The 26528-nt window shown below is 60.7% G+C and carries 27 protein-coding genes and 1 pseudogene; 7 read left to right on the top strand and 21 right to left on the bottom strand.

Annotated elements, in window-relative coordinates:
* The first annotated feature begins 661 nt into the window (after positions 1–661).
* Both RAD15_RS09820 and RAD15_RS09815 read left to right on the top strand, forming a co-directional pair.
* Positions 662–1216, top strand: coding sequence for a peroxiredoxin (locus tag RAD15_RS09820; RefSeq protein ID WP_458176703.1), 555 nt, complete (start codon positions 662–664; stop codon positions 1214–1216).
* Positions 1217–1222: 6 nt separating this feature from the next.
* Positions 1223–1768 carry a carboxymuconolactone decarboxylase family protein gene (locus RAD15_RS09815; RefSeq protein WP_458176701.1) on the top strand — a complete coding sequence of 182 codons (546 nt, stop codon included), beginning with the start codon at positions 1223–1225 and terminating at the stop codon, positions 1766–1768.
* Between the two features lie 217 nt (positions 1769–1985).
* Here the strand turns inward: RAD15_RS09815 and RAD15_RS09810 are convergent, their stop codons facing one another.
* The 18 genes from RAD15_RS09810 to RAD15_RS09725 all read right to left on the bottom strand — a co-directional run bounded on the left by RAD15_RS09810 (position 1986) and on the right by RAD15_RS09725 (position 17150).
* The gene (locus RAD15_RS09810; protein WP_458176699.1) at positions 1986–2282 is read right to left on the bottom strand and encodes a ferredoxin family protein; all 297 of its coding nucleotides are present in this window, start codon (positions 2280–2282) and stop codon (positions 1986–1988) included.
* Positions 2283–2320: 38 nt separating this feature from the next.
* Positions 2321–3628 carry an FAD-dependent oxidoreductase gene (locus RAD15_RS09805; RefSeq protein WP_426411720.1) on the bottom strand — a complete coding sequence of 436 codons (1308 nt, stop codon included), beginning with the start codon at positions 3626–3628 and terminating at the stop codon, positions 2321–2323.
* Between the two features lie 11 nt (positions 3629–3639).
* On the bottom strand, positions 3640–4749 hold the full coding sequence (locus RAD15_RS09800; protein WP_458176697.1) for an electron transfer flavoprotein subunit alpha/FixB family protein: 1110 nt from the start codon (positions 4747–4749) through the stop codon (positions 3640–3642).
* 228 nt (positions 4750–4977) lie between these two features.
* Entirely contained in the window at positions 4978–5169 is a 192-nt protein-coding gene (locus RAD15_RS09795; RefSeq protein WP_458176695.1) for a hypothetical protein, read from the bottom strand.
* A gap of 495 nt (positions 5170–5664) precedes the next feature.
* Positions 5665–6006, bottom strand: coding sequence for a nitrogenase stabilizing/protective protein NifW (gene nifW, locus RAD15_RS09790; RefSeq protein WP_458176693.1), 342 nt, complete (start codon positions 6004–6006; stop codon positions 5665–5667).
* 200 nt (positions 6007–6206) lie between these two features.
* A complete protein-coding gene (gene nifV, locus RAD15_RS09785) occupies positions 6207–7397 on the bottom strand; it encodes a homocitrate synthase (RefSeq protein ID WP_458176691.1) in 1191 nt (396 codons plus the stop codon).
* A gap of 684 nt (positions 7398–8081) precedes the next feature.
* Positions 8082–8762: a nitrogen fixation protein NifQ gene (locus RAD15_RS09780; protein WP_458176794.1), complete on the bottom strand. Its 681-nt coding sequence runs from the start codon at positions 8760–8762 to the stop codon at positions 8082–8084.
* Between the two features lie 157 nt (positions 8763–8919).
* Positions 8920–9804: a nitrogenase iron protein gene (nifH, locus tag RAD15_RS09775; RefSeq protein WP_458176689.1), complete on the bottom strand. Its 885-nt coding sequence runs from the start codon at positions 9802–9804 to the stop codon at positions 8920–8922.
* A gap of 961 nt (positions 9805–10765) precedes the next feature.
* The gene (locus tag RAD15_RS09770; RefSeq protein ID WP_458176687.1) at positions 10766–11035 is read right to left on the bottom strand and encodes a hypothetical protein; all 270 of its coding nucleotides are present in this window, start codon (positions 11033–11035) and stop codon (positions 10766–10768) included.
* A gap of 36 nt (positions 11036–11071) precedes the next feature.
* Complete coding sequence (locus RAD15_RS09765; protein ID WP_458176683.1) at positions 11072–11431, bottom strand: DUF3024 domain-containing protein; 360 nt, start codon at positions 11429–11431, stop codon at positions 11072–11074.
* Between the two features lie 246 nt (positions 11432–11677).
* Entirely contained in the window at positions 11678–11998 is a 321-nt protein-coding gene (locus RAD15_RS09760) for a nitrogen fixation protein NifZ (protein ID WP_458176681.1), read from the bottom strand.
* Positions 11999–12131: 133 nt separating this feature from the next.
* The gene (locus RAD15_RS09755) at positions 12132–12356 is read right to left on the bottom strand and encodes a 4Fe-4S binding protein (RefSeq protein WP_027545442.1); all 225 of its coding nucleotides are present in this window, start codon (positions 12354–12356) and stop codon (positions 12132–12134) included.
* 12 nt (positions 12357–12368) lie between these two features.
* Positions 12369–13865: a nitrogenase cofactor biosynthesis protein NifB gene (gene nifB / locus RAD15_RS09750; RefSeq protein WP_458176792.1), complete on the bottom strand. Its 1497-nt coding sequence runs from the start codon at positions 13863–13865 to the stop codon at positions 12369–12371.
* Between the two features lie 383 nt (positions 13866–14248).
* Positions 14249–15112, bottom strand: coding sequence for an SIR2 family NAD-dependent protein deacylase (locus RAD15_RS09745; RefSeq protein ID WP_458176679.1), 864 nt, complete (start codon positions 15110–15112; stop codon positions 14249–14251).
* Entirely contained in the window at positions 15109–15333 is a 225-nt protein-coding gene (gene nifT / locus RAD15_RS09740) for a putative nitrogen fixation protein NifT (protein ID WP_458176677.1), read from the bottom strand. Before nifT ends, RAD15_RS09745 begins: the two co-directional genes overlap by 4 nt.
* A gap of 4 nt (positions 15334–15337) precedes the next feature.
* A complete protein-coding gene (nifS, locus tag RAD15_RS09735) occupies positions 15338–16531 on the bottom strand; it encodes a cysteine desulfurase NifS (protein ID WP_458176675.1) in 1194 nt (397 codons plus the stop codon).
* Positions 16528–16818 carry a NifU family protein gene (locus RAD15_RS09730; RefSeq protein WP_458176673.1) on the bottom strand — a complete coding sequence of 97 codons (291 nt, stop codon included), beginning with the start codon at positions 16816–16818 and terminating at the stop codon, positions 16528–16530. Before RAD15_RS09730 ends, nifS begins: the two co-directional genes overlap by 4 nt.
* 17 nt (positions 16819–16835) lie before the next feature.
* Positions 16836–17150: a HesB/IscA family protein gene (locus tag RAD15_RS09725; RefSeq protein ID WP_426413930.1), complete on the bottom strand. Its 315-nt coding sequence runs from the start codon at positions 17148–17150 to the stop codon at positions 16836–16838.
* Between the two features lie 278 nt (positions 17151–17428).
* Between RAD15_RS09725 and RAD15_RS09720 the strand changes: the two genes are divergently transcribed.
* From RAD15_RS09720 to hemN, 3 genes are all read left to right on the top strand, one after another.
* Positions 17429–18019: a hypothetical protein gene (locus tag RAD15_RS09720; RefSeq protein ID WP_458176671.1), complete on the top strand. Its 591-nt coding sequence runs from the start codon at positions 17429–17431 to the stop codon at positions 18017–18019.
* A gap of 595 nt (positions 18020–18614) precedes the next feature.
* Entirely contained in the window at positions 18615–19487 is an 873-nt protein-coding gene (locus RAD15_RS09715) for a xanthine dehydrogenase (RefSeq protein WP_458176669.1), read from the top strand.
* A gap of 104 nt (positions 19488–19591) precedes the next feature.
* Entirely contained in the window at positions 19592–20926 is a 1335-nt protein-coding gene (gene hemN, locus RAD15_RS09710) for an oxygen-independent coproporphyrinogen III oxidase (RefSeq protein WP_458176667.1), read from the top strand.
* A 101-nt stretch (positions 20927–21027) separates the two neighbouring features.
* On the opposite strand, the pseudogene RAD15_RS09705 reads toward hemN, so the two are convergent.
* The 3 genes and pseudogenes from RAD15_RS09705 to RAD15_RS09695 form a co-directional block, all read right to left on the bottom strand.
* Positions 21028–21224: pseudogene (locus tag RAD15_RS09705) on the bottom strand (helix-turn-helix domain-containing protein); the annotation flags it as partial.
* Positions 21225–21459: 235 nt separating this feature from the next.
* Entirely contained in the window at positions 21460–23262 is a 1803-nt protein-coding gene (locus tag RAD15_RS09700; RefSeq protein ID WP_458176665.1) for an ABC transporter ATP-binding protein, read from the bottom strand.
* 75 nt (positions 23263–23337) lie between these two features.
* Positions 23338–23646, bottom strand: coding sequence for a hypothetical protein (locus tag RAD15_RS09695; protein WP_458176663.1), 309 nt, complete (start codon positions 23644–23646; stop codon positions 23338–23340).
* Between the two features lie 1260 nt (positions 23647–24906).
* Between RAD15_RS09695 and RAD15_RS09690 the strand changes: the two genes are divergently transcribed.
* Both RAD15_RS09690 and RAD15_RS09685 read left to right on the top strand, forming a co-directional pair.
* Positions 24907–25050, top strand: coding sequence for a hypothetical protein (locus RAD15_RS09690; RefSeq protein ID WP_458176661.1), 144 nt, complete (start codon positions 24907–24909; stop codon positions 25048–25050).
* Between the two features lie 528 nt (positions 25051–25578).
* Positions 25579–26496: a TauD/TfdA dioxygenase family protein gene (locus RAD15_RS09685; RefSeq protein ID WP_458176659.1), complete on the top strand. Its 918-nt coding sequence runs from the start codon at positions 25579–25581 to the stop codon at positions 26494–26496.
* Positions 26497–26528 lie beyond the last annotated feature (32 nt).

Below are 26528 nucleotides of genomic sequence, written 5' to 3'. Positions count from 1 at the left end.
TATCGCTTATCGTCAACAGCAAAAGGTATGCCTATTGGTCTCGCTTAGTCGGTAGCACTCAATGTTCCCACAGGGGCTGGTCATTCCCTCCGGTATTCTCAGGTTTCCGCCCAGAAACTCTGGAGGAAAGGCCCATCGCAATTCGATTGGTGGTCATTGGCCTGCCAAGCAGACGAGGATGGCAGCGCTTCATTCAACTGCGCAACTCGAGGGCGGGATTGCAGCCCAAACAGCAGGTGCCCAGCGTCGAGAGGCCTCGATCGCGCCGAGGACTATTTGCGGGCACAACTCCCTGCCATGGGCTGCAACTCCAGCCGTAGTGCCTGCTGTGGACAAGCTCAGGACCTTGCCTCCAGCCTCATTCTGCTTCTCGCCGTAGACATCGTCGCGGGCCTGCTCACGGATCGGGGCCGGGCGCCTGTCCTGGTGGTCGCGTGCTGCCGACGGAGCTTGCGATAGATCTTCGTTCTCCGGAGCTCTTGGTCCAAGACAGTTTGAATTCAGGAGCTACAGGCTTGGTGTCATAGTATGGCTCGGACCCGTCATAACCACGAAGGGAATGTTGTAGTAGCGACAGTTAAGCCGAACGATCTCATGGCACATCGCTTGCTTCACTGATCCAGTTCACTGGGTTCGCCCTAAGCGCTCGAGTGGGGATAAAATGCTTGGAATTGGAAGTAAATTGCCGTCGTTCCAAATCACTGGGGTAAAGCCCGGCTTTCACTTGCACGAAGAGAAGGGACAGAGCGCCTTCGAGACGCTGACCGAAAGGAGCTTTCCTGGGAAATGGAAGATCATCTTCTTTTACCCTAAGGATTTCACCTTTGTCTGCCCGACCGAGATCGCCGAGTTCGCCCGCCTGTCCAAGGATTTCGCCGACCGCGATGCGGTCGTGCTGGGCGGCTCGACTGACAACGAGTTCTGCAAGCTTGCCTGGCGGCGCGAGCACAAGGACCTGCACCATCTGCCGATTTGGCAATTTGCCGACACGGACGGCGCGCTGGTCGATGGCTTGGGCGGCCGCTCGGCCGATGGCGTTGCCCATCGCACGACCTTCATTGTCGATCCTGAGAATACTATCCAGCATGTCTATGCCACGAATCCCAATGTCGGCCGCAGCCCGAAGGACACGCTGCGCGTCCTGGACGCCCTGCAAACTGACGAGCTCTGCCCGTGCAACCGCGAGATCGGCGGGGAGACACTGAAAGTTGCTTGAGGGGATATGTCGATCGATCAGTTGAAAGACCGGATTCCGGATTTCGCCAAGGACGTCAGGCTCAATTTGGCGTCGATGATGGCGGACGAAACACTGTCCCCACAAAGCAAATACGGGCTGTTGCTGGCGAGCGCGATCGCGACCCGCAATCCGATCGTGACGGCCGCAATGGAATCCGCAGCAAGCGCTGTGATGACGCCAGCGGCGGTCGAGGCAGCGAAATCCGCAGCATCCGTCATGGCGATGAACAACGTCTACTACCGCTTCGTTCATCTCGCCTCCAATCCCGAATACAAGACAATGCCCGCTCGGCTTCGCATGAACTGGCTTGGCAGTCCCCGTGTGGACAGAGCCGATTTCGAGTTGTGGGCGCTGGCAGTAAGCGCAATCAATGGGTGCGGTGCCAGCATGGACGCCCATGAGAAGGCGCTGCGGCAATCCGGCGTCAGCTCGGACACAATTCAAACGGCCGTGCGCTTTGCCGCGATCGTGCAGTCAGTTGCGGTTGCGAACGAGGCAGCAGGGCGTGGCACGCTACAAGCGGCGGAGTAATCCACCCTCCTCGCACCCTTCGCCTCGCCCCTCCCGGGGCGGGCTCGGGGTGGACGCCCATTATTCACGAGCTGAGTTCGCCGAGCGTGCCCTTGCATCCGAATATTTGAGCGTCAGTCGACTTTCGGCCTCTGGCGCGCACGCAAGGTACGGCGAAATGACTCCGCCGTGAGATATTCTCCGCCTTACCGATAACGCGGAGGCAACCGTTGTCCCCTCACCCGAATTTGAATAACACCCCATATCCGCCACGCGGATAGCCCCATTCGATGTCGCCGGTGGGCTCACCGATGACGCGGCAGGTGCCGCACTCCATGCAGCCGTCGACGGTGACCTCGACCTGGCCCTTGTCATTGAGGTCATAGCAGCGCGCGGGGCAGGCTTTCAAAAGCGCAAGGAGCTGCGGCGAGGGCTTGGTGTGTGCGCGCACCTTGATGTGGGGCCGTCCGGCGTCCACAAGATAGCGGTTGCAAAACAACTTGTCTTCGACACGCATTGATCTCTCGACCTTCATAGTCAGCCTCATTGGTTTCGGGTTCGCGTTTCGAACAATTAGCGCCAGGCGCGGGCGAAGCGGAATGCATCGCCGAACAGCCCTATCCAGGACCGCGCATTGACAAAGGATTTCAGCGTCGACTTCTGTTTCTCAGACTTTGGCGTACCGTCAACCCGAAGGTAGGTCTGCATCGCCTTGGAGATGAGCTGGGGGTAGGTCAGAAAAAAGTTTTGCGAGTTGGTATGCATTAGCCTCGGCATATCCTTGTACTTCTTCATGTCCTTCAAGACGAAGGAGCGATCCAGCATCCTCTTGTAGAGTGCGAGATTTTCCGCAGTCATGCCAAGCCGGCGTGACTTCATCTGGAAGATCGCTTCGGCCGCGATCCGTCCGGACGTCATTGCAAGATTGGACCCCTCGCGATGAATGGCGTTGTTGAGCTGCGCCGCGTCACCGACAACGACCCAGCCGTCTCCGTAGAGCTGCGGGATGGCCTTGTAGCCGCCCTCGGGGATGAGGTGCGCGGAATATTCCTTGACCTCGGACCCCTCGATCAGGGGCGCGACCGACGGGTGGCGCTTGAAGTGGTCGAGCAGCTCGTAGGGTGTCCGACCGGTGCGCTGGAAGTCTGCGACAAGACACCCGATCCCGAGCGAAATGCACTCCTTATTGGCGTAGATGAAGCCCATTCCCGTCATGCCGCCGGAAATCGTGCCCGCAGCTTCGATGACAACGCCTTCGTCGCCGCTCAGATTGAAACGCGCTTCGATGGTCTCGCGCGGCAAAAAGTGCATTTCCTTCACCGCGAGAGCCACCTTGTTAGGCTTCGGGCGCTCGCGCAGGCGCGCACGCGTGCCAAGCAGCCCGTTCACGCCCTCGGCCAGCACCACGACATCTGCATGGATCTCGCCATCCTGGCGATCCGTACGAACACCGATGACTCTGCCATAAGCATCCTGCGCAAGATCGGTGACGGTGGTCTCGCACAGCACGGTCGCGCCTGCCTCGCGCACTTTTGAGGAGAACCATCGATCGAACTGGGCCCGGATAATCGTGTACCGGTTAGCCCGCTCTTCATTGAAATCCTCAGAGCGGTAATGTAGCCCGACATGGGAGCGATCATCCATGATCCAGAACCGTTGTTCGACCAGATGTCGCTCAAGCGGTGCGTCCTCCCGGAACTCCGGGATCAGCTTTTCCAGCATTTCCGCATAAAGTATTGCCCCCTGAACGTTCTTCGATCCGGCATATTCGCCGCGCTCGAGCTGCAGCACTTTCATACCTTTCCTGGCCATGGTCAGCGCCGCCGCGTTGCCCGCCATACCGGCGCCGACAACGATTGCATCGAACCTTTCCTCGATCATGATAGCCTCCTTTAGCTCGCAATCCGGTCGCGCGAATGTGGCGAGAGCCGCGCACGAAACGCGTCCGTCAGCGCCGGCAACAGATGCATGGCGTCGCTGACGATGGCGATGTGGGCAAAGTCGAAGATCGGCGCGTTCTTGTCGGTATTGATGGCGACGATCAGATCGGCGCCTTCGACGCCTACCCGATGCTGGATCGCGCCGGAAACGCCCGCGGCGATATAGAGCTTAGGCCGGATCGTCTTACCCGTCTGGCCGATCTGTCGGTCGTAGGTGACCCATCCCTTTTGTACGAGGGGCCTGGAACAGCCATATTCGGCACCGAGCACGCCGGCGAGCTGGCGTACAAGCTGAAAGTTTTCCTGAGAACCGAGCCCAAGCCCACCGGCGACGACGACGTCGGCGTACGCAAGATTGGATTTGGCCGAATCGCGGTCGGGGATGAACGACAGCACCTTGGTCACGATATCGTCTTCGACCAAGCCGAGCGGATGGAGGATGATGCGGCCGGGATCGCGTGCGACACGCTCCGGCATCGGCATCACGCGCGGACGGACGGTTGCCATCTGTGGCCGGTAATTCAGCGTGTAGATGGTGCAGAGCAGCGAGCCGCCAAAGGTCGGACGGGTAGCTGCAAGCGATCCATCCAGGTCAACGTCGAGGTCGGTGCAGTCGGCGGTGAGCCCTGTCAGGACAGTAGTGGCGACGGAGCCCGCGAGGTCGCGGCCGAGCGTTGTTGCCCCTAACAGCAGGATCTCGGGCTTGTAGATCTCAACGAGATCTGACAGCGCCTTGGTGTAGGACTCGTTACGATAATCCGAGAGCACATTGTCGGCCACGAGATAAGTCAAATCGGCGCCGTAACAGAAAGCTTCGAGCGCGGCGTTGCGCGTGGCCTCGCCCTCAGGGCCGACGACAACAGCCGCAAGCTTAACCTTCAGCCTGTCGGCAAGCTTGCGGCCCGCCCCCATAAGCTCCCATGAGACGGGATGGATCTGCCCGCGCTCCTGCTCGACGAACACCCAGACATGTTTGTAGGCTTTGAACCGGTCCGGCAACTGCTTCTTCGTTGCTGCGCGGCCCGCTGCGGCTGATGTGGGAGCCTTGATGACGTTGCTCATGGTTTTGCATTCTCCTTCCGATCCACGCGCCTGCGCGACACGATCGGGCTCTGGCTTCGACTGTCGGTTAAACGTGGCCCTGATGAGCGCGTTCGCCGGTTGCTCGCGGTTCACACCCAGGGCCTTCTTTGCGGAGGACGGTACCGTCGGCGTTCCACATCAGAAGCTGCGGACGCGGAGATCGAGACCGACGGTTCTGGCGAGGTGATTGAGCTGCAATAAACAGGACTATGTTGCGATCCAGGGGCCGACCTGCGCCATGCCGCCGTCAATGGCCGACTTGCCAATAAGCACGACAGCGGTCCCACCAGATAGCTCCTTGGTCTTCGAGATCGCGGTCGCACTGGCGTACGTCGTGGGTAGCGTCGATTCATCGACAAAGGAGCATTCGGTAAACAGCACCGCAACTTCGGCACCCAAGGTGCGCACCTTCCGCAGTCAAGGCTCAGGTGAATACGGTCCCATAGCGTGCACGGTGATCTCGCCGACGGGCTAGCCACTGAACTGGGGGGCGCCTCCGCGGCTACGGCTTCGCGACGGCTTGTCGGCATACCCTGCTGCACAATCGTGTTTAACAGGAACCGCGCGCAGATTTGCGCTGGGTCGGGGACCTGTTTAATGCAGATGACGCTATGCATGCGGTTCTCCAGAACAAGGTCAATCTGTTGTCGGGCGGACTTGGTGCAGAGCAGCAAGTGTCATACCAACTGAGAACACCGCGAGGTCATGCACCAAAGAATGAATTGGGCGCGGTTGCTAACGTGGTTCTTGGCATCGGGAACAACATGGCCGCGACATAGGTCGGAAACGCGACAGGGCCGTCTCCCGGGCGCTCCACAGACTCGACCGAACGAAGAGGCGCACGCCTAGGCGCCGCACCTATTTGCTCTGACGCAGACGGCAATAAGAGAAAGACTATTTCAACGTACCCAGCGGTACGAAGGCGGCCGGCTTCTTGGGCTCCGCGACCGCATCCTTCAAGACCTTGAAGACCCGTTGGTCGATTGGCGAAGAGGCCACAAAATCGGCATAGGCCTGCTCCAGCATCGCCTTGCAGCGCGCAGCGACCTCCGCTTCCGCGGCACCGGCGAATTGCTCCTTGGCGAGATGTTGCCCCATGCGCTTTAGGATATGCAGGCGCGCGACATTGACGATCCTGGGATCGTAGTCGACGCCAAGCAGCGCAAAGATCTCCTCAGCCGAGCAGGCCTTGTTGAGGCGGTAGAGGATGCCGGCCGCTTGGGGTGCATTGCTCATCGAAATTCTCCCTGAATTGGTCCACCCATCTCGGTCGAGATCCGGCAGCGCCTGCTTGGTTCGCGGAAAAAGCTGTTTCGTGTGGGCCCTGCTGGAAATGGCCACACAGCCCATGTCCTCGGACTTCAACGCGATCTGCAAGCGCTTCGGCCGCTCTCCGAGTGATTTGGTGGCGGGCCAAGTGAAACCCGAGAGTTCATTCACGTGCGATCGGAACAGCATTCGCAAACATCGCGCCAGATCGCCGCCACCATCTCGCGCGCGACCAGCCGCTTGTGCTCGATGGCGTATTTTCGCACTCGGGACAGGATGTGTCTGCTCTGCTCGGTGGTGGCGGCGAGTTGCAATTCGCCGAGCAGCGTGGTGATGGCCGAAAGCCCGGAATGCTTGCCGATCACGATCCGGTTGGAGCGGCCAAGCAAATGCGGATCGAGCGCTTGATAGGTGCGTTCGTCCTTCAACAGCCCATCGACATGAATGCCGGATTCGTGCGTGAACACATGCTCCCCGACGATTGCCTTGTTGAGAGGAATCGCACGTGTGGCCGCGGCCGCGACCAGCGCGGCGACGTCTGTGAGCTCCGGCAGCACGATGCCGGTGTCACGCCCGTAGAGCTGTTTGAGTGCGACCGCAACTTCCTCGAGTGGCGCATTGCCGGCCCGTTCGCCTAACCCGATGACAGTGACGGAAGCGTGGCTCGCGCCGCCCCTGATCGCAGCGAGCGTGTTGGCGGTCGCGAGCCCGAGATCGTCATGGCCGTGAAATTCGAGCTCGATATCCGTGGTAGCGCGCAGGCGCGCGATCAGCGCATAGGCCGAATCCGGATCGAGCACACTGAGGGTGTCGGCAATCCGAAACCGCCGCGCACCTGTGGCTTCCGCAGTCGCGACGAGACTGATGAGAAAATCGACATCGGCGCGGGAGGAGTCCTCGCCTCCGACGGCGACATCAAGCCCTCGCTCGCGGGCGTAACCCACTACCCGCTTCACCTGCTGCAAGGCCTGGTCGCGATTCCCGCCCAGCTTGGTCGCGATCTGTACGTCTGAAGCCGGGATCGAAACATTGACCATCGACACCTTGGCCTCGATCGCCGAGTCGACATCGGCCTCACGCATGCGGCACCACGCAATAGGAGTGAGCGGCAGCCCCTCCTTGACAATGGCGCGGATGGCCGCGATCTCATCATCGCCCATGGCGGGGGTCCCCGCCTCGATCTCCGTGATGCCGGCCCGCGCCAGCGCATGCGCGATGGCCACCTTTTCAGCTGTGGTGAACGCAACACCAGGCGCCTGCTCGCCATCGCGCAGCGTGGTGTCATTGAGCACGGTCCGCTGGTTCCACAGCGAATCGGACCATGCCGGCTTGGCAGCGATGGCTTTGGCGTCAATCAACGAAGCCTCCTGATTGTGCTTGGCAAGGACTGCTTTGGCAAACCGCATGCCACGCCCGCAGCGTCCCACACTATTGAAGATCCATCATTTTTCGCCCGCGCTCGGATGTCGCCAGAACGACGGTGTCGCAAAACAGACGCGCCAGTTGAGCTCTCGCCATTCTGCGCCCTGGATCAGTTCGGGTTACGGCGCGGATCGACTGTCAGACCGACGCGTCAGGGTTCATCGGTTCGCTAAACCAGGCACATCGCGTCAGGAGATTGGCTTCGGTCATAGTGACAGGGACGTCGCCGCCGTAAACAACGTGTCGGATGCTGGGTGGTATCGGTGTCGAAAACGGTTGTGAGACATCAGGCTTCATTCAAACGCAGCAGGACCGCTTGCACGACCGATCCACAATCTTATGGACGGAGGCCTGCCGGCGCCGGGACGCCGGAGTTGAGCAGCCTCGCCCGAACAGATCGCCGCAGCCGCATTCTCTGTCCGCGCCGGCCAAAGCACTGAGCCCATCAGACCGCTACAGCTTGGGCGCAAGCTGGCCTTGAGCAGAAGAGCGTCCCGCTGGTTCGCCCGTAATCCGCTGCACCAGATTTGGCCGCGTCACCTGCACCTCGTCGGCCAGCTGCGCGACCGTCGGGCGGCAGTTGCGCCAAAGAACTATCTATCGGGAGGCGGGAATACGGGTCAGTTGCCGCCCGCGACCGGAGCGGCCTGCGCCAACAGAACGTCACGCCGGCGCTCGGCCATGCGGCTCTCACCGCTTTCATCGCCAAAGCAGTGGTTGAAGTCCTTGCACTCTGTGCACACCGGCGTCGTGCACAAGATGAGCCCCTCGTCCTCGCATAGCCTGCGATAAAAGAAACGCTTCCAGCGCATGTTGTTGACGTTACGCCTGGCGAGCGGCCCGAAATGGCGGTTGAGGAGACGCAACAGTTCACCACGATTGCGCAATCCGAGATCTGCCCACAGATGATTCGGCTCCATGACGCGGCGCGCGATCATCGCGGCCAGCCAACGGCTGGTGTCCCCTTCCGTCGATCGTTGCGCGAGCAAGAGATCACGCACCATGGTGACCTCGTCGTTGCCGACGTGCTCGACATCCCGCGGCGGCGACTCCTCTTTGATCCGAACCGATGGAAAGCGTTGCTTGAGCAACGCCGCCAGCTCATCACTGGACAGGCCGACCTTCTCGGCCAAAAGTCCACCTTCCATCGCACCGGCAGCCAGAATGGACGCCAGCACGTGACGGTCGAAACTGATGTCATTGCTTGTGTCGGCATCTGCGGGGAGCATCCCGGTCAGAAGGCGATAGCTGGCAATTGCGCCACGTCCCTGGACGCTCCCATCATTCGTCTCGACAACCATAACAGGATAGAACTGCTCTTCGAACATGGGCGTCCGCTACCCTTTCCACATTGGTCAAGTTTGCATCACCGCGTCGGCCCTTGGGAGCCGCCCTTTCGCCCGACTGCCGGCCCTCCGTTTTGGATTGGGAGGGCCGGTGCTGTCGCGCTGCGTCCTTTTACGATGCTGCAAGTTCGGCAGCGCTTTTCCCGACGATGGACTCATCAACGGCCTTCATGATGCCGTGCTCCATCAGCATGTCCTCGAGCTCGTCCATGGTGATCGGAGTCGGGATGATGCCTTTGCCGCCATTGTTGTGGATCCTGCCCGCGAGGTTGCGATAGTGATCCGCCTGCTTGGAGTCCGGCGCGTATTCCAACACGGTCATGCGCCGCAGCTCCGCATGCTGCACGATGTTGTCGCGCGGCACGAAATAAATCAGCTCAGTGCCGAGCTTTTTGGCGAGCGCTTCCGCGAGCTCCAGCTCCTTGTCGGTCTGCCGCTCGTTGCAGATGAGGCCACCGAGCCGCACGCCGCCGGAGCTCGCATATTTCAGAATGCCCTTGGAGATGTTGTTGGCGGCATACATGGCCATCATCTCGCCGGACATCACGATGTAGATTTCCTGCGCCTTGTTCTCGCGGATCGGCATCGCAAAGCCGCCGCAGACGACGTCGCCGAGGACGTCATAGGAAACGTAGTCGCGGTCCTCATAGGCGCCGTTCTCCTCCAGGAAGTTGATCGAGGTGATGACGCCGCGGCCTGCGCAGCCGACCCCGGGCTCCGGCCCACCCGACTCGACGCAGCGGATGTCCTTGTAGCCGATCTTCATCACGTCTTCGAGTTCGAGGTCCTCGACGCTGCCGGCATCGGCAGCCAGACTCAGGATCGTATCCTGCGCCTTGGCGTGCAGAATAAGGCGAGTCGAGTCCGCTTTGGGATCGCAGCCCACGATCAGGATCTTGTGACCCATCTCCGCCAGCGCCGCCAGCGTGTTCTGGGACGTGGTCGACTTTCCGATACCACCCTTGCCGTAGAACGCGATTTGTCTCAGTGAAGCCATGTTGCTCTCTCCATCAACCGATTTGCCAAAGATTGCGTGCTGTTTTGCACGCGAGCTTGTTTCTCTTTCAGAAACGGGGCACACGGGTCCAAGGGTAGGAGAGCATCGCTCGTCTTGCGCGTCGGCGTGCACTCAGCCCTTACTCAGTGTTGCTGCATCGCAGTAGCAACTGCCGTGCCAACGCCGGCGGCCTGTTTAAGCTTCTGATGATGCTCTACAACTTCGCGAGATTTCTCATCGCGCTGGATGTTTCGAACCTGACAGCAGCTGTGCGGCTGTGTGTAATCTGACAGCGCTCACAATTTTGACGAAACATAGATTGATTGCGGCGCATTCGTGCGCCAGACGGAACTGCGGATGGTTTGAAATGCAACTGCGGTCGAGCCTCTCGGTACGCTTTTCAGAAATGATGCTCCGATCAGCGTCGAAACTTGAGCGCCACAGACCAAAGACAGGTGTTCGCGCTTGATGAAGATGTGATGACCGGTTGGTCTTCCCGTTCGCGCTGCAGCACGACATCGAAACCGAGACCGATGTCCGCGCGCAGGGATGTCGATTGGCCCGAATTCCACCTCGTGCTGACTGCGGTCCCCACGAGAGCGACGCATGAGCGGGCACTGATCGATCATCGAGAGCCTGGCTCGGGGCGTTCGCATGCGGCTTCTTCACGACAACCGATGCGAAGATCGCGATCGAGACATTAGTAGCTGACCCACATGGCCGCTCCCGACGGATGCCCCGATCTGGTTCCAGGGGCTCCTCATAGAGAGCTGCGCGTATGCCCCTGTTGATGACGCGCCAGTCATCGTTTCCACGAATTCGATCCTCGTCGGTGCGAAAGCGGCAACGCACCCAGCCATCGGCGGTCTTTTCCACCTCCCGGAACTCGTCACGGCGGCAACGGTGATCAGCTATGACCGCACCGCGAATGGGCCGTGAACGTCTGCGAATGCAACCCCAGTCACCGCGAAGGGCTCCTTGCCGCCAGGATAATGCCAATCGCCCGCGCCGGATCGGCTGTGATCTGGACGCAGTGATCGGACCGGTCGATCAAGTGCAGGTCATAATGCGGAAAGCTGCGAAAGGGCGGCTCGGTGACATCAGACGCATCGCATCGCACCAGGGCGAGATGGGGAAAGCGGCGCCGCAGCTCGGTCAAGGGGCTCGCGCGGCCTTCTGCCGCCGTGATCAGTTGTTCAAGTTCGATCAGTTCGTTTTCGTCCAGTGCCATGACCGACTTTATCGTTTGTGTGCGTAAACAGTAGCGTTACCGCCAGAACACCCGGTCGAGATCGGCATTTAGCTCATCTGTCGCTGCGCTCAGCCGCTGATGGACGCTGTGGAATTGCCAAATTCTTCGCGCATGGTCTTTCCAAAACATCTTCCACAGTCCGCACACGGCGTCATGATGGATCAACGCGACATCGATCACGCCGCCATCCTTGTCGATGTCGCGTGAGCAGCAGGGGCTCTCGATGAGATATCCCCCCTTAACCGGCTTCACACTGGGTGAGACATAACGATAGCGTCTGCGGGAGCCCAATGCGCATTCGATCCGCTTGCGATCGACCTCGTTCGGGTGAGCTTTGAGGCCAACGACTGCCCTTTTCATGACCGCAGCATTCATTGTGAAAGCCCCCTTAAAACCGCGTTCGTTGCGCTTCAGGACAGCCGACCGGCCGCCCGGCAAAACTATGGAAATTAGGTCCCTATGTTCGCTTGCGTGCTCGCTCTCAAGCGCACGATCTCCCCGATGCCGCCAGTGCCTACAAGAGCCGTCAAGGGCGCGCAGGCGTGAAACAAGCCGCCGTTGATGGGTCGCCGGCGGATTTGAGCCGCGGGCGCCATTCGGATGTCGAATGAAGGGGCGCGATCATGATGGGGGCACTTCCCGCAATGGCCGCCTGTCGAGCTCAGAGCCCGCGTCCACCGGATCAAGTTCCTTGCATTTCATTCCGACGCGGTTGCCGGTTTGAAGAAACTCGACACCGTAGACGTAGAATTGCTGCAGGAACGTCCCGATGGAAACGACGTAACCGACCTCGCCTTTCTTGGCCAGGATGTCCCCGATCTCCTTGCCGGCGTAGGTCCCGTCATTGCGGACGGTGCGATTGGCCTTCACCTTTTCACCAAGGTTGAAGACCGGCGGTCCATCCAGCTCTATGACGTTACTGTCGCGGACGATGTTGCTCATGCATCACTCCGTCGTGAACTTGATCGGGCCGCATTCTGCGAGCTCGCCGGCCGCCGTGGCCGCGATTGCCGGGATGAAGCCGGCGATTCTCTGCAGCTACTGTCAACGTGAACTCCATGACGCTTACGCTCGTTCAGGCCGGCGGCTGGTATCGCGGCAATGAGGTGTCGATGACGCAGGTCTTGTCGACCGGACAGACCGCAACACATTGCGGCTCCTCGAAGTGACCGATGCATTCGGTACATTTTTTCGGGTCAATCACGAACGTTCCGCCCTTCTCGAAGATTGCCACGTTGGGACATTCGGTCTCACAAGCGGAGCAGCCTGTGCATTGCGAAGAAATGATCTTGAACGGCATCCGATGTCCTCTTCACGCCACCGACATCATCGGGTCCTGCCGGATCGCTCCGTCACCCCGGTCGACATGCTGGATCTCGCCGCTCTTCACTTTCTTGAGATAAGAGCTGAACCATGCGATCGCGGACGTCTCGATGAACTCGTGCGCGTATTGATCGACCGGCTCGATGCCAGCCTTGTGGAGTTCGCTCGTCGGCCGACCACCGATCCTGGCGACGAACACGGCATGGCAGTCATTGATAGAGCGGATGATGGCCGCAAGGTCGCCTTGCGCGCCATACCCGCCCTGGCAGTAGTGATCGACGCGGCGGTGATCGACGAATTTTGCGCCGGATTGCGATACTTCATACACCTGGAACTCGTTGGCATGCCCAAAATGCTCATTGATGAGCCCAGCGCCCTTGGTTGCGACTGCGATCAGCACTTTGATATCGCTTGTCCCGCCTGCGAGCTCCTGCACTTCCTCCTGCCATGGCATTATCCTGTCGCGGCGTTCCTCCTCGATTCCAGCCTGGATGGCTTTGCGCGCCTCAGGGTCATAGTTGACGGTCATGGTCACAATCTTCTCCTTCGTAAACTCCGCGCTTCGATCCTCGCCGAGCAGCCCGACCGCGTCGGCGCGGCATTGGCGGCAATGGCGCATCATGTTCATCTCGCCTTCGCATGCGTCCTGCAGTGCCTTCAATTCGCTTGTCTTCGGCACGCGCTGGCCCTTGAGACCGAACATGGTGCCGTGCTCGGGGGCTGCGATCAACGGCATGATGTTGTGCAGGAAAGCGCCACGCGACTTCACGGCTTTGTTGACCTCAACCAGATGCCGCTCGTTGATGCCCGGGATCATGACTGAATTGACCTTGCAGAGAATGCCTCGCGCGGAGAGCATTTCGAGACCACTGAGCTGACGCCTGGTCAGGATTTTCGCCGCCTCGAGCCCGCTGTATCGCTTGTGGTTATAGAAGATCCACGGATAGATCTGAGCGCCGATCTCGGGATCGATCATATTGATTGTGATGGTGACGTGCTCGATGTTCAGCCGGGCGATGGTATCGACGTGATCGGGCAAGGCGAGCCCGTTGGTCGATAGACACAGTTTGATGTCGGGTGCGGCTTTGGCCACGAGCTCGAAGGTCCTGAACGTCTTGTCCGGATTGGCCAGGGGATCGCCGGGACCGGCAATGCCAAGCACGGTCATCTGCGGAATGCGGGAGGCGACCGCGAGCACCTTTTTGGCTGCCTGCTCGGGGGTGAGCTTCTCGCTGGTCACGCCCGGACGCGATTCATTGGCGCAGTCATATTTGCGATTGCAGTAGTTGCACTGCATGTTGCAAGCTGGCGCGACCGCAACATGCATGCGCGCGTAGTGGTGATGCGCCTCGACGCTGTAGCAGGGGTGCGTCTTCACCTTGTCCCAGATCGCCGGCGGCAGATCGTCTTGGCCCCCGTGTGCCCCGCAGTTCGCTTTACCGCGGCGAACCGAGATGCCGCAGCTCTTAGGCTCGGCGGCCAGCATGGTCCCGCCGCCTTCTCGTGCACTTTTAGCGCTGCTGCCGCGCTCCACTGCGTCCATGTCGAGTTCTTTCTCCAAGCCAAACAGGCTTCCCGGAGCCACTCCTGAGCGAGCCCCTGAACTTGGGTTAGCAACTCGCATGCCACCGCGGCAGGCGACAGATTTTCTCATTTGTACCAATCTGTTAGCGAGAGCGATCTGCCCTGTTGCGCAGCCGACAGCAAGCATGCGGCGTGTTGGAAATCCGACAGACGTTGGGATGCAGGGAGCGATTGCCGCGCCTGTCAACCAACGCGCTCCCGCTCAGCGGCACCGGCGCCTTTCACTGTGATCGGACGACTACCACGGCTGGACCGAGGTGGGCGGGCTTCGCTTTGCCAGCGCCTCTAATTGGCCAGCAAGATCTCCACGGCGCGCGGGAGCGCCACCGCAAGTGGGGTCAAGCCCTGGTCGAGCAGGAATCTCAGCTCATTGCGCGAGAGCGCATCGGGTTCGACAAGTGCGTAGTGAACGTCTGCCGAGCGCTTCGTGATCTGCCGCGCATAAATGCGTAGCAGCTGATCGTCGAACCGACAGCCGATGAAAAGAAAGCTCCGTCCAAGCCGCCGCTGCTTGACAATCTCCGGAATGGGCGTCTGGATATCGATCTCGGTCAGGACCTCGACATAATCGGCGTCGGAGATCAGGAAGTTTCTTGCCGGCAGCACGCCACCATGCGGCTTGTAGAGGACCGTGGTCCAGGCGCCGGCAGCCAGGGAATCGACCTCTTTGCCGTCAGCATCATAGAAACGATACCAGCGAAGCTCGCCGATGCCGGCACGGGTGATGCCCTGGACTTCGCCCCATCCGTGACGCTTGCCAAGTGCTGCGCGCATCGCGCCATCATACCAGGTATCGACGATCATCGGTAAGCGTAACGCCGCAAGATGACGATGCAAGGCTGTCGGCTCGACCGGTGCGGTAAACGCCAGAGCCATCAACCCTGTCACGGTGGACCGATGCTTGTTGCTCTCGATATGCTGTGCTGCAGCCCAAGGATTGCCGCGAGCTCGGCGCGGCAGCGCGACCTTGGTGCCGAAGAAGATCGCTAGCGCATCAGGTGTCACTGGCACGTCAGGCTTGGACAACTCGGCGAGCCCGGGCCCGAGATAGGGAACAATGCTGCCGGCATGCAGTCTGGCCGCAACATTGGCGAGTAGCGCCTCTGCATCCGTCCCTTTGAGACAGTTGATTTGCGGCATTGCGCTCATCGTTCATCGCCGTCCCCGCCAATCCTTTTGGCATTGACGGTGATCGGCAGCGGCGTATTGCTCGCCATCTCGGGCAGGTCGAGCACCCATCCATTCGCTAATCTGATCCAACCGCCCCACAGTGTCTCGTGCTCGGATTCGACGATCCGCTCTTCAAGATCCTTCTTGGGCACATAAATCGACAGGCCCGCCTCGGGAGAGCGGCGGATCATGACTTTCATGAGATCAACTCCAGGAATTACGGATTGCTAGCGGGGCGAGCTCTCGGGACATGCAACGCAGACGGACCAGGATGTCGGACAGCGTACGCACGACCTGGTCGATTTCTTCAGCGGTGGTTTCATGGGACAGCGAAAAGCGGACCGCGCCGGGCAGGCTGCTCGCCGGCACATGCATGGCGCGCAGCACATGCGATGGCTCCATCGCGCCTGAGCTACAAGCCGACCCGAGCGACGCGGCAATGCCGGCGCGATTGAGGTGATGGACGATCGCTTCCCCTTCGAGGCCCTCGAAGGCGATATTGGTTGTGTTCGGCAGCCGGTTACAGTGGTCGCCAAGGACTGCGCAGTGGCCATTCTGCAGGATCGACTGCTCCAGACGATCGCGCAGCGCAGCAACACGAACGCGCGCCCGGTCGAGCCGCTCTGCAGCAAGCTCTGCCGCTTTTCCGAGACCGACGATGCCGGGGATGTTCTCGGTTCCGCCGCGGCGCCGGCGTTCTTGTCCTCCGCCCCGGATCAGCGGCCTGAATGTCGTGCCTTTGCGTAAGTAAAGCGCGCCGATCCCCTTGGGTCCATGCAGCTTGTGCCCGGACAGCGACAGCATGTCGATAACGCTGGCCTTTAGGTCAATGGGCACCCTGCCGACCGCCTGCACGGCATCGGTATGAAACAGCGCGCCGGAGGCGCGCGCCCATCCGGCCAGACGTTCCACCGGGAAGATGGTGCCGGTCTCGTTGTTGGCCCACATCACCGATGCAATCGCCGTACGTGGTCCAAGCGCCGACCGAAAAGCCTCAAGGTCGAGCCGGCCGCGCGAATCCACTGCGATCAGATGAACCTTGGCCCCGCTTTGGGCCACCTGTTCGACCAGCGCCAGGATCGCCTGATGCTCGACCGAGGTGGTGACGATCTCGTCCCGGCCCTCCTGCGTCGCCAGCGCTGAGAGAATGGCGGCATTGTTGGATTCCGTCCCGCCGGAAGTAAAGACGATCTCGTCATCATGGGCAGCCCCTACTAGCGCCTGCACGCTGCGGCGTGCCTGCCGCATGGCGCCCGCGACCTGCCTGCCAAAGGCATGGGCTGAGGAGGCATTGCCGAACCGCTCGGCGAAAAACGGCAACATGGCCTGCACGACCGACGGATCCGTTCGGGTCGTCGCATTGTTGTCGAGATAAATAGCCACTGAAACCCTGCTCAATATGGCGCCGTAGGCGCACCGGCAACCGGGATCAGGCGAACGAATTCGCCGAGCTTTTCGATCAGCCGCGCCTGAATGCCCTCCAGCGTCGCAGCTGACAGCTTGCAGAGCACGCAGGCCCCGGTCAGCTTGACGATGATCTTGGTCCCGTCGATCGCAACCAGCTGACAGTCACCACCGTCGCGTTTCAGATTGGGGCGGATCTCCTCGATCACAGCGCGAATCACTTGCTCCCGGTCCATCTCGGCGGCCGGCAGTTGTTTCAGATGCTTGGATTCGGCCAGCATGCTTGCGACCTCTTTCGTCAGCCGAAGGATTTGCCGCACGAGCAGCCCGCGTTGGCGTTCGGGTTGTCGAAGGTGAATCCGGAGCCCTCCTGCGCCAGCACGAAATCGATGGTGGTGCCGGCGAGATATTTGTGGCTGTCGTTGTCGACGAACAACTTGACCCCGTCGCGCTCGATCACGGTATCGTCCGACGTCGTCTCATTGGCCAAGCCCATGATGTATTTGAACCCGGCACAGCCGCCGGACTCAACCGTGATGCGCAAGCCGCTTGCTCCCGATGTTGAAATCACCCCCCTGACCGCATTCAGTGCGTTATCTGTCAATTTGATCATGCTCACTCTTTCACCTCGCGTGGCTCGGCTGACTGCAAGTTGGCAATTCGCATGCCAGCGCACACGCGCCTGATAAGGCTTCCGTTTTTCAACTCTCGCCTGTTGGCTTTGCGACTCGTGTCGGCTTCCCGACGCGGCTATTTCGGATTTAAGCGCGCTTGCGCGTTTCTTCAGGCGTTTACACAGATGAAATGCGGTGCATGGGTCGGCAAGCAATTTGCATTTCCGTGCTGCGCCGGTCGAGGGCCGGTGATGAGCTTAGATCGAGGACGATTTTCATGACTGCAATCGAGAACACCGCGTTCGGCCGGCTGGACAAGGAGGGGCGACTTCACAATGCCGTTCTCAAGGGCGAGACGACCAGGGCGGGCCGATTCGGTTTTCGTGGCGATATCGCGTTGAAGTTCCAGACCCAGCTCGCGGACGAGAAGCGGCCGCCGGATTATTCAATCGAGCAGGTCTTGACGGTCGCGCAGGAGGGCGAAAGCACAATCCCGGTGCTGGCCGGCTATCTGCATTCATTGGCCTATCTGACCGACGTCAGCAGCGTTCTGGACGGCGCGCTGAAGCCCGACGGGCGCTACTTCATGTTCTGCAACAATATAGATCTGTTGGCGAAATACCGGACCAAGGTCGGCGACATCACCTTCCACATCCTCCCGTGCGATGAATCGACCGTCTGGAAAGAGATGATGGACCTGGCCGGGCTCGATAAGAACGACTTCAAGAAATTCGATGCAGGCGGCAAGCTGGACTACCTGCTCGACGCAGCCACGGCTCTCGATGCCTCCTATGAGGAGATCCCTTACGAAGACGGGCTGAAGCGGATGGGGCCCGTGAAAAACCGCAACCAGAACCGCCCGGTTTGAGCGCTGACTTTGGATCTCGTCGAAGCGGCCTCCTCGACAGGTCGCGCCGTCAGCAGATGTCGCGGTCCATTTCCATCGGAGTGATGAGCGCGAGCCGCTTGCGTTACGACGCGATCAACGCGGCGGCCGCGCGAAGCCGATCCGCGGCGACTCGATCGGACAGATGCCGGTGCGGCCAGGAACTTCTTGCGTTGGAACTCAAATTGACGGCTATCCCACCCTTGCGGTGCAACGAACAGAGTCCCACAGCACCCTACAAGGGCAACCAATGGCCCGCGGCTGTCGTCCTCGTCAACGATCGCGAGATGAAACCCACGGGGCTAGCGCACTGAACGCTTTCGGACCAAGAACCGACGTGGATGCTTCCGGCTTTCTGCGCGATGTGGGTTTCCAAACAGGTTCGCGACTCTGCAACAAGCCGTTCGTTGCTTTGGGACAGAACTCATGCTGAACGGTCCTGCAATCGTTCGCGGCAAGAGAGCCAAGGCATCTGTCAATTGGCGCGGCTCTTGCTCAGGGTTCGACGCAATCATCCAGCGCAACTGCTTTGTCGGCACCGTTTGCAGAAGCGAGGACACTTCGATTTGAGGTCTGAATGTCTTTAGAAACTGATCATCAGGATCGACTGTTCGCGATCATCCTCGGCACCAATGAGATTGCGTCTGCGATCGCCGTCCATCTTGCGCGCGGCGGAACTTGCGTGGTGCTGTCGCATGATCCCGATCCGCCTGTGATCCGGCGCAGGATGGCGTTCCATGACGCGTTGTTCGCCGGGACGGCACAGGTCGAAGATATTGTGGGTGAACGCCTCGACGACGCCATGCAGGTGCTCAGGGCGATCCGCGGGGACGCTAGCCGACGAAGACGGGTCATCGTCTCCCGTCTCGGTCTTGTCGACCTCCTTCCGATCCGCCGCATTGATGTGCTGATCGACGCGCGTCTGCAGAAGCGCCAGATCAGGCCCGACCTGCGGCGGCTCGCGGGACTGACCATAGGTCTGGGCCCAGGCTTCTCCAAGAGCTCGAATTGCGATGTCGCGATCGAAACCCGGCCCGGCAGGATCGGCCTGGTCCAGCGAGACGGCTGGACGCATGCGGCTGACGGAATTGCGAGCCGGCTCGGTGATCTCGGCGCCGAACGTTTCGTTTATTCCAGCCTTGTTGGCACCTGGCGAACGTCAGTCGCAATTGGAACGCATGTCGACAAGGATCTCGTGCTCGGCCATCTTTCCGGCGCGCCCGTCATGGCGCCGCGCGATGGCGTCTTGCGCGGCATCATCCGTGACGGGACTGAGGTTCCTTCCGGCGTCAAGCTGCTCGAGATCGACCCGCGCGGCGTACTGGCGCAATGGACCGGTATCGACGACCGCGGCCGGGCAATCGCCAACGCGGCGCTAAGTGCGGTCCTTCGAGGTGCGGCGCAGCGGTTCGGCCTGGTCGTTCAACCGGAGATGTCGGGACACGCGTGACGCGCCGCCGCACCAGCCGCCTGGAGCGCGTCACTTTGCCTTTTGGACAGTGTCGACAAACCCGCCCCGCAGCGGGCGGGCCGAGCTAGCATGGGACAGTAACGTTGCAGAGATCAATCCTCAAAAGGCATTACGATGCCCGCCTGCCTTGGTACACCATCTATCCAACAGTACCGGAGTTCTCGGCAGCGGTCGGTCCCAAGGATTGTGAGGAATGGCTGAGGCGCCTGCCGACCGATGAGGCCGTGTCGCTCTATATCCACGTTCCGTTTTGCCGGTCGATCTGCTGGTATTGCGGCTTTCCGAGGACTAGCACTGGCCGGGATGCGCCGATCCTCGACTATCTCACGGTCCTGCATGAGGAAACCCGTCTGATCGCGGCGCAAGCGCCGGATGCGCTGCCCGTAAGCGATGTGCATTTCGGCGGCGGAACCCCGACCCTCATCCCGCCAGCCGAGTTCTTGGCCCTGATGGACGTCCTGCGCCGCCGCTTCAGCTTCAGGGAAGGGGCTGCGGTCGCCGTCGAGATCGACCCGCGCACGTTCACGGTCGAAATGGCCGAAACCCTCGGAGCCGCCGGCGTCAACCGCGCAAGCCTGGGAGTGCAGAGCTTCGATCCGGTCGTTCAAAAAGCCATCAACCGGGTCCAGAGTGAAGCGGAGACGGCGGGTGCCATCGAAAATCTTCGCGGGAATGGAATAACCCGCATCAACTTCGACCTCATCTATGGTCTGCCAAATCAGACGGTGCAGTCCTGCGTCCGAACCGCGGAGATTGTGGTGGCAATGCGCCCCGACCGCCTTGCTGTGTCCGGTTACGCGCATGTTCCCTCCTACAAGAAAAATCAACGCCTGATCGATGAGGCCGCGCTGCCGGACACGATTGCCCGTGCCGAACAGGCTGCCGCGGTGGCCGACACGCTGGTTGCTGCCGGCTACCGCCAAATCGGACTCGACCATTTCGCCTTGCCGGACGACGAACTCGCGCTGGCGCAGAAGACCGGTCGCTTGCGACGTAACTCGTTGGGGTACTCGGCTGATACGTGTCAAACCGTTATCGGCCTCGGTGCCTCGGCCATCGGCCGTGTCGGCCATGGCTATGTCCTGAACGAGGTTGCAACGGGTTCCTACACGCGGCACATCCGCGCTGGCCGTCTGGCGACGTCAAAGGGCTATCCTCTCTGCAACGAAGACCGCGTCCGGGCCGCGATCATCGAGCGGCTGATGTGCGACCTGGAGGCTGATGTTCCGGCAATCTGTGCGGCCTTTGATTTTGATCCGGTTACCCTGCTCGATTCGGCTGAACGCTTGCCGATGCTTGCCGAGGACGGGGTCGTGGACATCGAAAGCGGCGTGATCCGCGTGAGGCAGGAACACCGCTTCTTGCTCCGCACTGTCGCTGCCGCATTCGACACTTATCTGGACCGCTCACCCTATTAATCCATTGCGGATGACGTTTGTGGAAGGCAGCCACAACCGGCAAGCGCCGACCGTGATGGGTTGCCTGATGCAAGTGGGCTGCCTTGAAATTCGCCTGTGTCATCAATCCGGCGAGACCAGCGATCACCGCCCCGAGCTCTGGCGGCTGGACTTCGCCTTGCTCCCGCTCGCGCGTTCGCCAGTGACTTACACGCGCCGCGCTGACGCCAAAACGCTCCGTCATCTCCCGACCTGAAACACCGCTCCAAATATAGACAAGCACCCGTTCGCGAAGATCCCTCGACAGCAGTTTCGCCATCCCCGCAGGTTTCCATCCCGGCGACGAGCTTTCATCATCAAACCGCCGATCTGGACACCAGATGGACTAACGCTCACAACCAGCGCGAAAGCTGTCCCTCTGGCGAGATGCGCGAGCTGCACGAAGCTCAATTGGAACAGACAATCCCCACAGCATCGCGGCGTTTGAGGTTCCGCTGAGCAAACCAGCGACCTCGTCTCAAACGATCGAGATTCAAATGCAATGATGCCGGCGGCTAGCCTGCCGCCGAAATATGGCCGAAGTCGGTGACCTGCCTCTCGAACAGCCCGCGATAGATGCCACCGGGCCGCTTGGTCAGGGCAACATGTGTGCCCTGCTCGACGATACCGCCACGATCAAACACCAGGATGCGATCGAGGCTGCGCACCGTCGACAGGCGGTGTGCGATCACGATCGAGGTGCGACCCTTCATCAGCCGCTCCATCGCCTGCTGGATCAGCGCCTCCGATTCCGAATCCAGGCTCGAGGTTGCCTCGTCCAGGATCAGCACCGGTGCGTCCGCCAGGAAGGCGCGCGCCAGCGCCACGCGCTGCCGTTCGCCGCCCGAGAGCTTGACGCCGCGCTCGCCAACCAGCGTGCCGTAGCCCCTCGGCAGCCGCAGGATGAAGTCGTGCGCGTTTGCGAACCGCGCTGCCTGCTCGATCGCCTCCCGGCTGGCCCCCGGCCGGCCATAGGCGATGTTCTCGGTAAGCGAGCGGTGGAGCAGGATCGGATCCTGCTGCACGATCGCGATCTGGCTGCGCAGCGATTGCTGTGTGGCCAGCGCGATGTCCTGGCCGTCGATCAGAACGCGACCATCGGAGACGTCGTAGAGCCGCTGCACTAACTTAGCGAAGGTTGTCTTGCCAGCGCCGGAGCGGCCGACGAGACCGACCCGCTCGCCGGCGCGGATCGTCACCGACAGCCCGTCGTAGAGCGGCGCGATATGGCCGCCATAGTGGAACGTGACGTCGTCGAACACGATCTCGCCGCGCTCGATCGCGATCGGCCGCGCGCCAGCAGCATCGGCGATGCCAATCGGCTCGTCATGAATCGCCACCAGCTCGTCCATGTCGTTGACCGAGCGCTGGAGGTTGTTGATATGTATGCCGACATCACGCAAATAGGCGTGGATGACGTAGTAGCTGGTCAGCACATAGGTGACGTCGCCTGGCGTGGCGTTCCCCGCCATCCACAGCAGCACCGAGCCGCCGATCACCGAGCCGCGCAGGCACAACAGCAGCAACAGCTGCGACAGGGCGGCGCAATTGTGGCGCAGCCAGGTCCGCTGCACCCGCACGCTCCAGCGGTTGATGACGCGGGCGAGCCGCGTATCCTCGCGCGCTTCGGCGCCGAAGGATTTCACCACGGCGTTGCAGGTCAGCGCGTCCGCCAGCGTGCCGCCTACCTTGGTGTCCCAGGCGTTGGAGACGCGCGCGGCCGGCGCGATGAAGCGCGTCGAGAACAGCACCGTCATCGTGACATAGGCGAGCGCACCGAGCGCGACCACGAGGCCGAGCGAAGCCCAATGCACGCCGAGCAGGATTGTCGATCCGATCAGCACCAGCACTGAAGGCGCCAGCGCCGTCAGGATGGTATGGTTCAACAGGTCGAGCGCCCACATGCCGCGGGTGATCTTGCGCACCGTGGAGCCCGCAAAGGAGTTGGCGTGCCAATCGGTCGAGAAGCGCTGCACGCGGGTGAACGCATCCTGCGCCACGTCAGACATGGTCTTCAGCGTGAACGGCACGATCACCTGCAGGCCGATCAGTCGCAGCACCATCGACGCTGCGCCCAGCGCAACGATGGCGCCGAATGCGACCAATGTCGCATGGCGCGCGTCGGGATCGGACGGGCCGCGCGTCAGCCCATCGATCAGGTGCCCCGAGAACACCGGCATGAAAAGATCGGCGAGGGTCGCACCTAGTAGGCCGCCGGCCACGACAAGGGTACGTCCCGGCTGCTTCAGCCAATGCCGGAACACGAAGGGCAACACGACCCGCATCGCGGTAGGAGGTTTATCAGCTGGAGCGGTCATAGCGCAATCTGGCCATTCTCACCGCGCAAGCCGGCTCTATCTGAATTACCCGCAGCGTCGCAAAGGCGCGACGGATCACCGCTGGTCGGCCCGCCCCCCTCGGCCGAGCGAGACGCTCGATGCCAACAGCCCAAGTTGGTCGGACCTGGAAGCCTGGCATTCCGAGACGACCGGGAACGCCCCGCCTCTTCCACCATACGTCTTCGGCCTTTTCTCCTCCATAGCACCCCGCTCGCGAGAAGACTTCTCCTTTGAGGGATCGCAGTCGTCGGAAAGCGGGGCGTCGCGCGCCTGCTCGGCGATCGCGACCAACCGTCCGTCATGGCCTTCCGTGATAAAGAAGTGATCGCGCTTGGAGTAGACCTTGAAGTTGCAGACGACCACTCAACATGTCCATCGAGTTCGTTCGCGCGCACAGATCTCAATTGCATTCCGATTCCCTGGACGCGTGACATGCGCAGCGTCATGCCCCACGATTGCCATGTGTGCGCCAAAACAATCAATTGCTAAGGTTAGTAGTTGACTGGCGCGCAAGGCGTTCCTGCGAGTGCACCTAACGCGGTTGTTACAAGCTCTGAGTGAGCACGTCTTGGCGTCTAGACGGCCCTTAGGCACCCTGATTGGCGCCGCCTTGTCGGCGGCAAATTGCGGACGGTCATGTCCTCGATCCTGCGTCGGAGGACAGGGCTGACCTGAGCCATCGGAACGCATCTTGTCTGAGGGTTAGAGTCTGAAAGTCATAACCCCTCTCAGACAAGAGGCGGCCGTGCAAATTCTCCTCGCATGTCGCAATGCGTACGCTTCTCAATCTCGCCTCGGTTACCGCAGGGTACGCTGCAGAGTTGCTGACGGAGGGCTTGTGAGGCGTTGCGACACCTGCCCACCCTTTTTGGATTCGCCGTTCAAGCACCACATTGCCTTCGGCAAGCGATTTGCATTGCGTATCGCGCAACCGAAGTGACAGGCGCGTGTCTAGCTTGAGGGAGTATTCACATGACGACGGTCAAGCACATCGCGGCGACACCGTTAGAGCACGGAGCGCTCGGCCAAACGCCCCATCCGAACGCGGAACCACAAGGCCAAGCGCTTCGAGGCACACGGCAGGTGACGATCGACTGTAGGTCCCGAACGAGACGCCTCCGCCGAAGTGCTCGGTCACGCAAACACCGACCATCGAGACGGAGGCCCCGTTTGCGATGCTGGGGCGCTCTCTTCTCACTTATCCGCTCGATCTGCGCCTGTCACGGGAGCCCATTCATCTCCTTCATCCCATACGACTCATAACCTAGACATGCATTGTCAGGCGGCCGGCTAAATCGCCGCCCGTCCTCAGCTACTCTCTCGGTTTCAAGCACATAAAACCGTTGAACTCCCAAGCCGCTTGCAACTTCCAGCTTTGCGAGCCTTACATGGTAGCGAGCTTGGATCGGTCTAGACTGGCGGATGTAACCAGATTGACCGATTCCAGGAAGGCCCGCACGGGGGCTCCGCCGTGCGGGCCTTTTATGCTCAGGTGTGGCCGGCGTCATTCGCGAGCGGCGGTATGGGCCACGTCGCCCAATAGAAATCACATCGCAATTCGATTTCGCTCACACAAGCGGCCGGTTGCGGCGGTCCACGACCGGTTTGTCGCAAGTCGCGCCCGTGACGTTCCAAACCGCCGTAACTTTGGCTGATGTTGAACATCATCCAACGCAGGGGCCAGAAGAACATTCGGACCGTCAAGAGCTGGATCTGCCGTTCTTTTGCGGCGTCTCCATGATCCGGCTCACCGCCGCATGGATTTGACCTTCTCGCCCACGAATAGCACGCGATCGGGAAACAACCCGGCGTCGGCAATGCTTGCGCGGGGCACCCGCGCCACACGCGCGCAATGAAGTGATAGTCGCTACGAATGGCGCGCTGTATCGCCGCTTGCGCCAATGGCACATCGTCAAACACCTGCGGCCATGCAATACAACGAGATCATCAGCTCTTCTACTGCCCCGCCTGCTGAGTCGTGGCCATGGGATACAAAGAACCTGACGGCAGCATTGCCTCGTCGATCCCGCATGAACGTGGATAGGCTTGGGTCTCAGTCAACTACCAATCTTCGCAATTGTTCGAGGTGACCGGGCATGTCAAACGACCGGAAAATGAGTGTCGTGCAGGCCAACCGTGATCTCGTTGTTATCGCGTTAAACGCGCAGCAACGGGTCCATTCGCAGCGGCACTTGATAACGCTGCATGGGCCGTCCGATTCTGCGACTTACTCATTCGCGTCCCACCCCGAAAGGTTGGTTTTGCGAACAGATGCGCTTTCAGGAGAATGACAGCATGACCAAGATATCCTCGATCGACAGTATCATTCCGCAAGCCGATATCGCAAAGCGCGCGGCGCGGATCGGTGCTGAAATCAGGAACATCAAGCTGTCGGGCGATTTGCCGGCGGAGACGATTACCGCGATCAACAGCCTGCTGCTCGAGCACAAGGTTCTATTCTTTCGCGATCAGGGCCATCTCGACAACGCAGAGCAGGAGCGCGTTGCCCTTCGCTTCGGAATGCTTATGGCGTATCCGATACTCGCTGTCATCGAGGGAACGGTATCGATGATCGAGATTGATTCCGCGCGCCCCCCTCGCCGAGCGGACCTCTGGCACAGCGACGGGACCTTCTTCGAGGCTTATCCTAAAATCGCGGTCCTGCGAGGCGTCGTGATCCCACAATTTGGTGGCGATACGATCTGGTCAAACACCGCGACCGCCTATCTGGACCTCTCCGCGCCGCTGCAACGGCTTGCCGACGAACTCTGGGCGGTTCACAGCAATGCGTTCGACTACTCCGTCATGGCCAACAGCGAGGCCGACAAAAAGCATCTCGACGAGGTGTTCGCCAGAACGGTCTATGAGACCGAGCATCCAGTCGTGCGTGTCCATCCCGAAACCGGAGAACGCGCGCTGGTGCTCGGCGACGTGGTGCAACGCTTGGTTGGCATCCCGAAATATGACGGCCAGAGGCTATTCACCCTATTCCAGTCCCATATCACCGCGCCCGAAAACACCGTGCGGTGGAGTTGGAAGGTGGGCGATGTGGCGATCTGGGACAACCGCGCCACGCAACATTATGCAGTCAGGGATTACGTCGACCAGCGTCGTGTCGTTCGCCGTGCCACCGTCGCTGGCGAGGTGCCCGTCAGCACCGATGGTCGATTGAGCTCGATGCGCATAAAGGCCGCCAAGGAGCCGCCCGCGTAGGTCGCTTAGGGTTCTCCCAGAGACGTCAAAGA

The organism is Bradyrhizobium sp. 14AA (genome assembly GCF_054185205.1).
The sequence above is the reverse complement of the archived record's forward strand: the minus strand, read 5'-3'. Positions and strand labels throughout refer to the sequence as shown.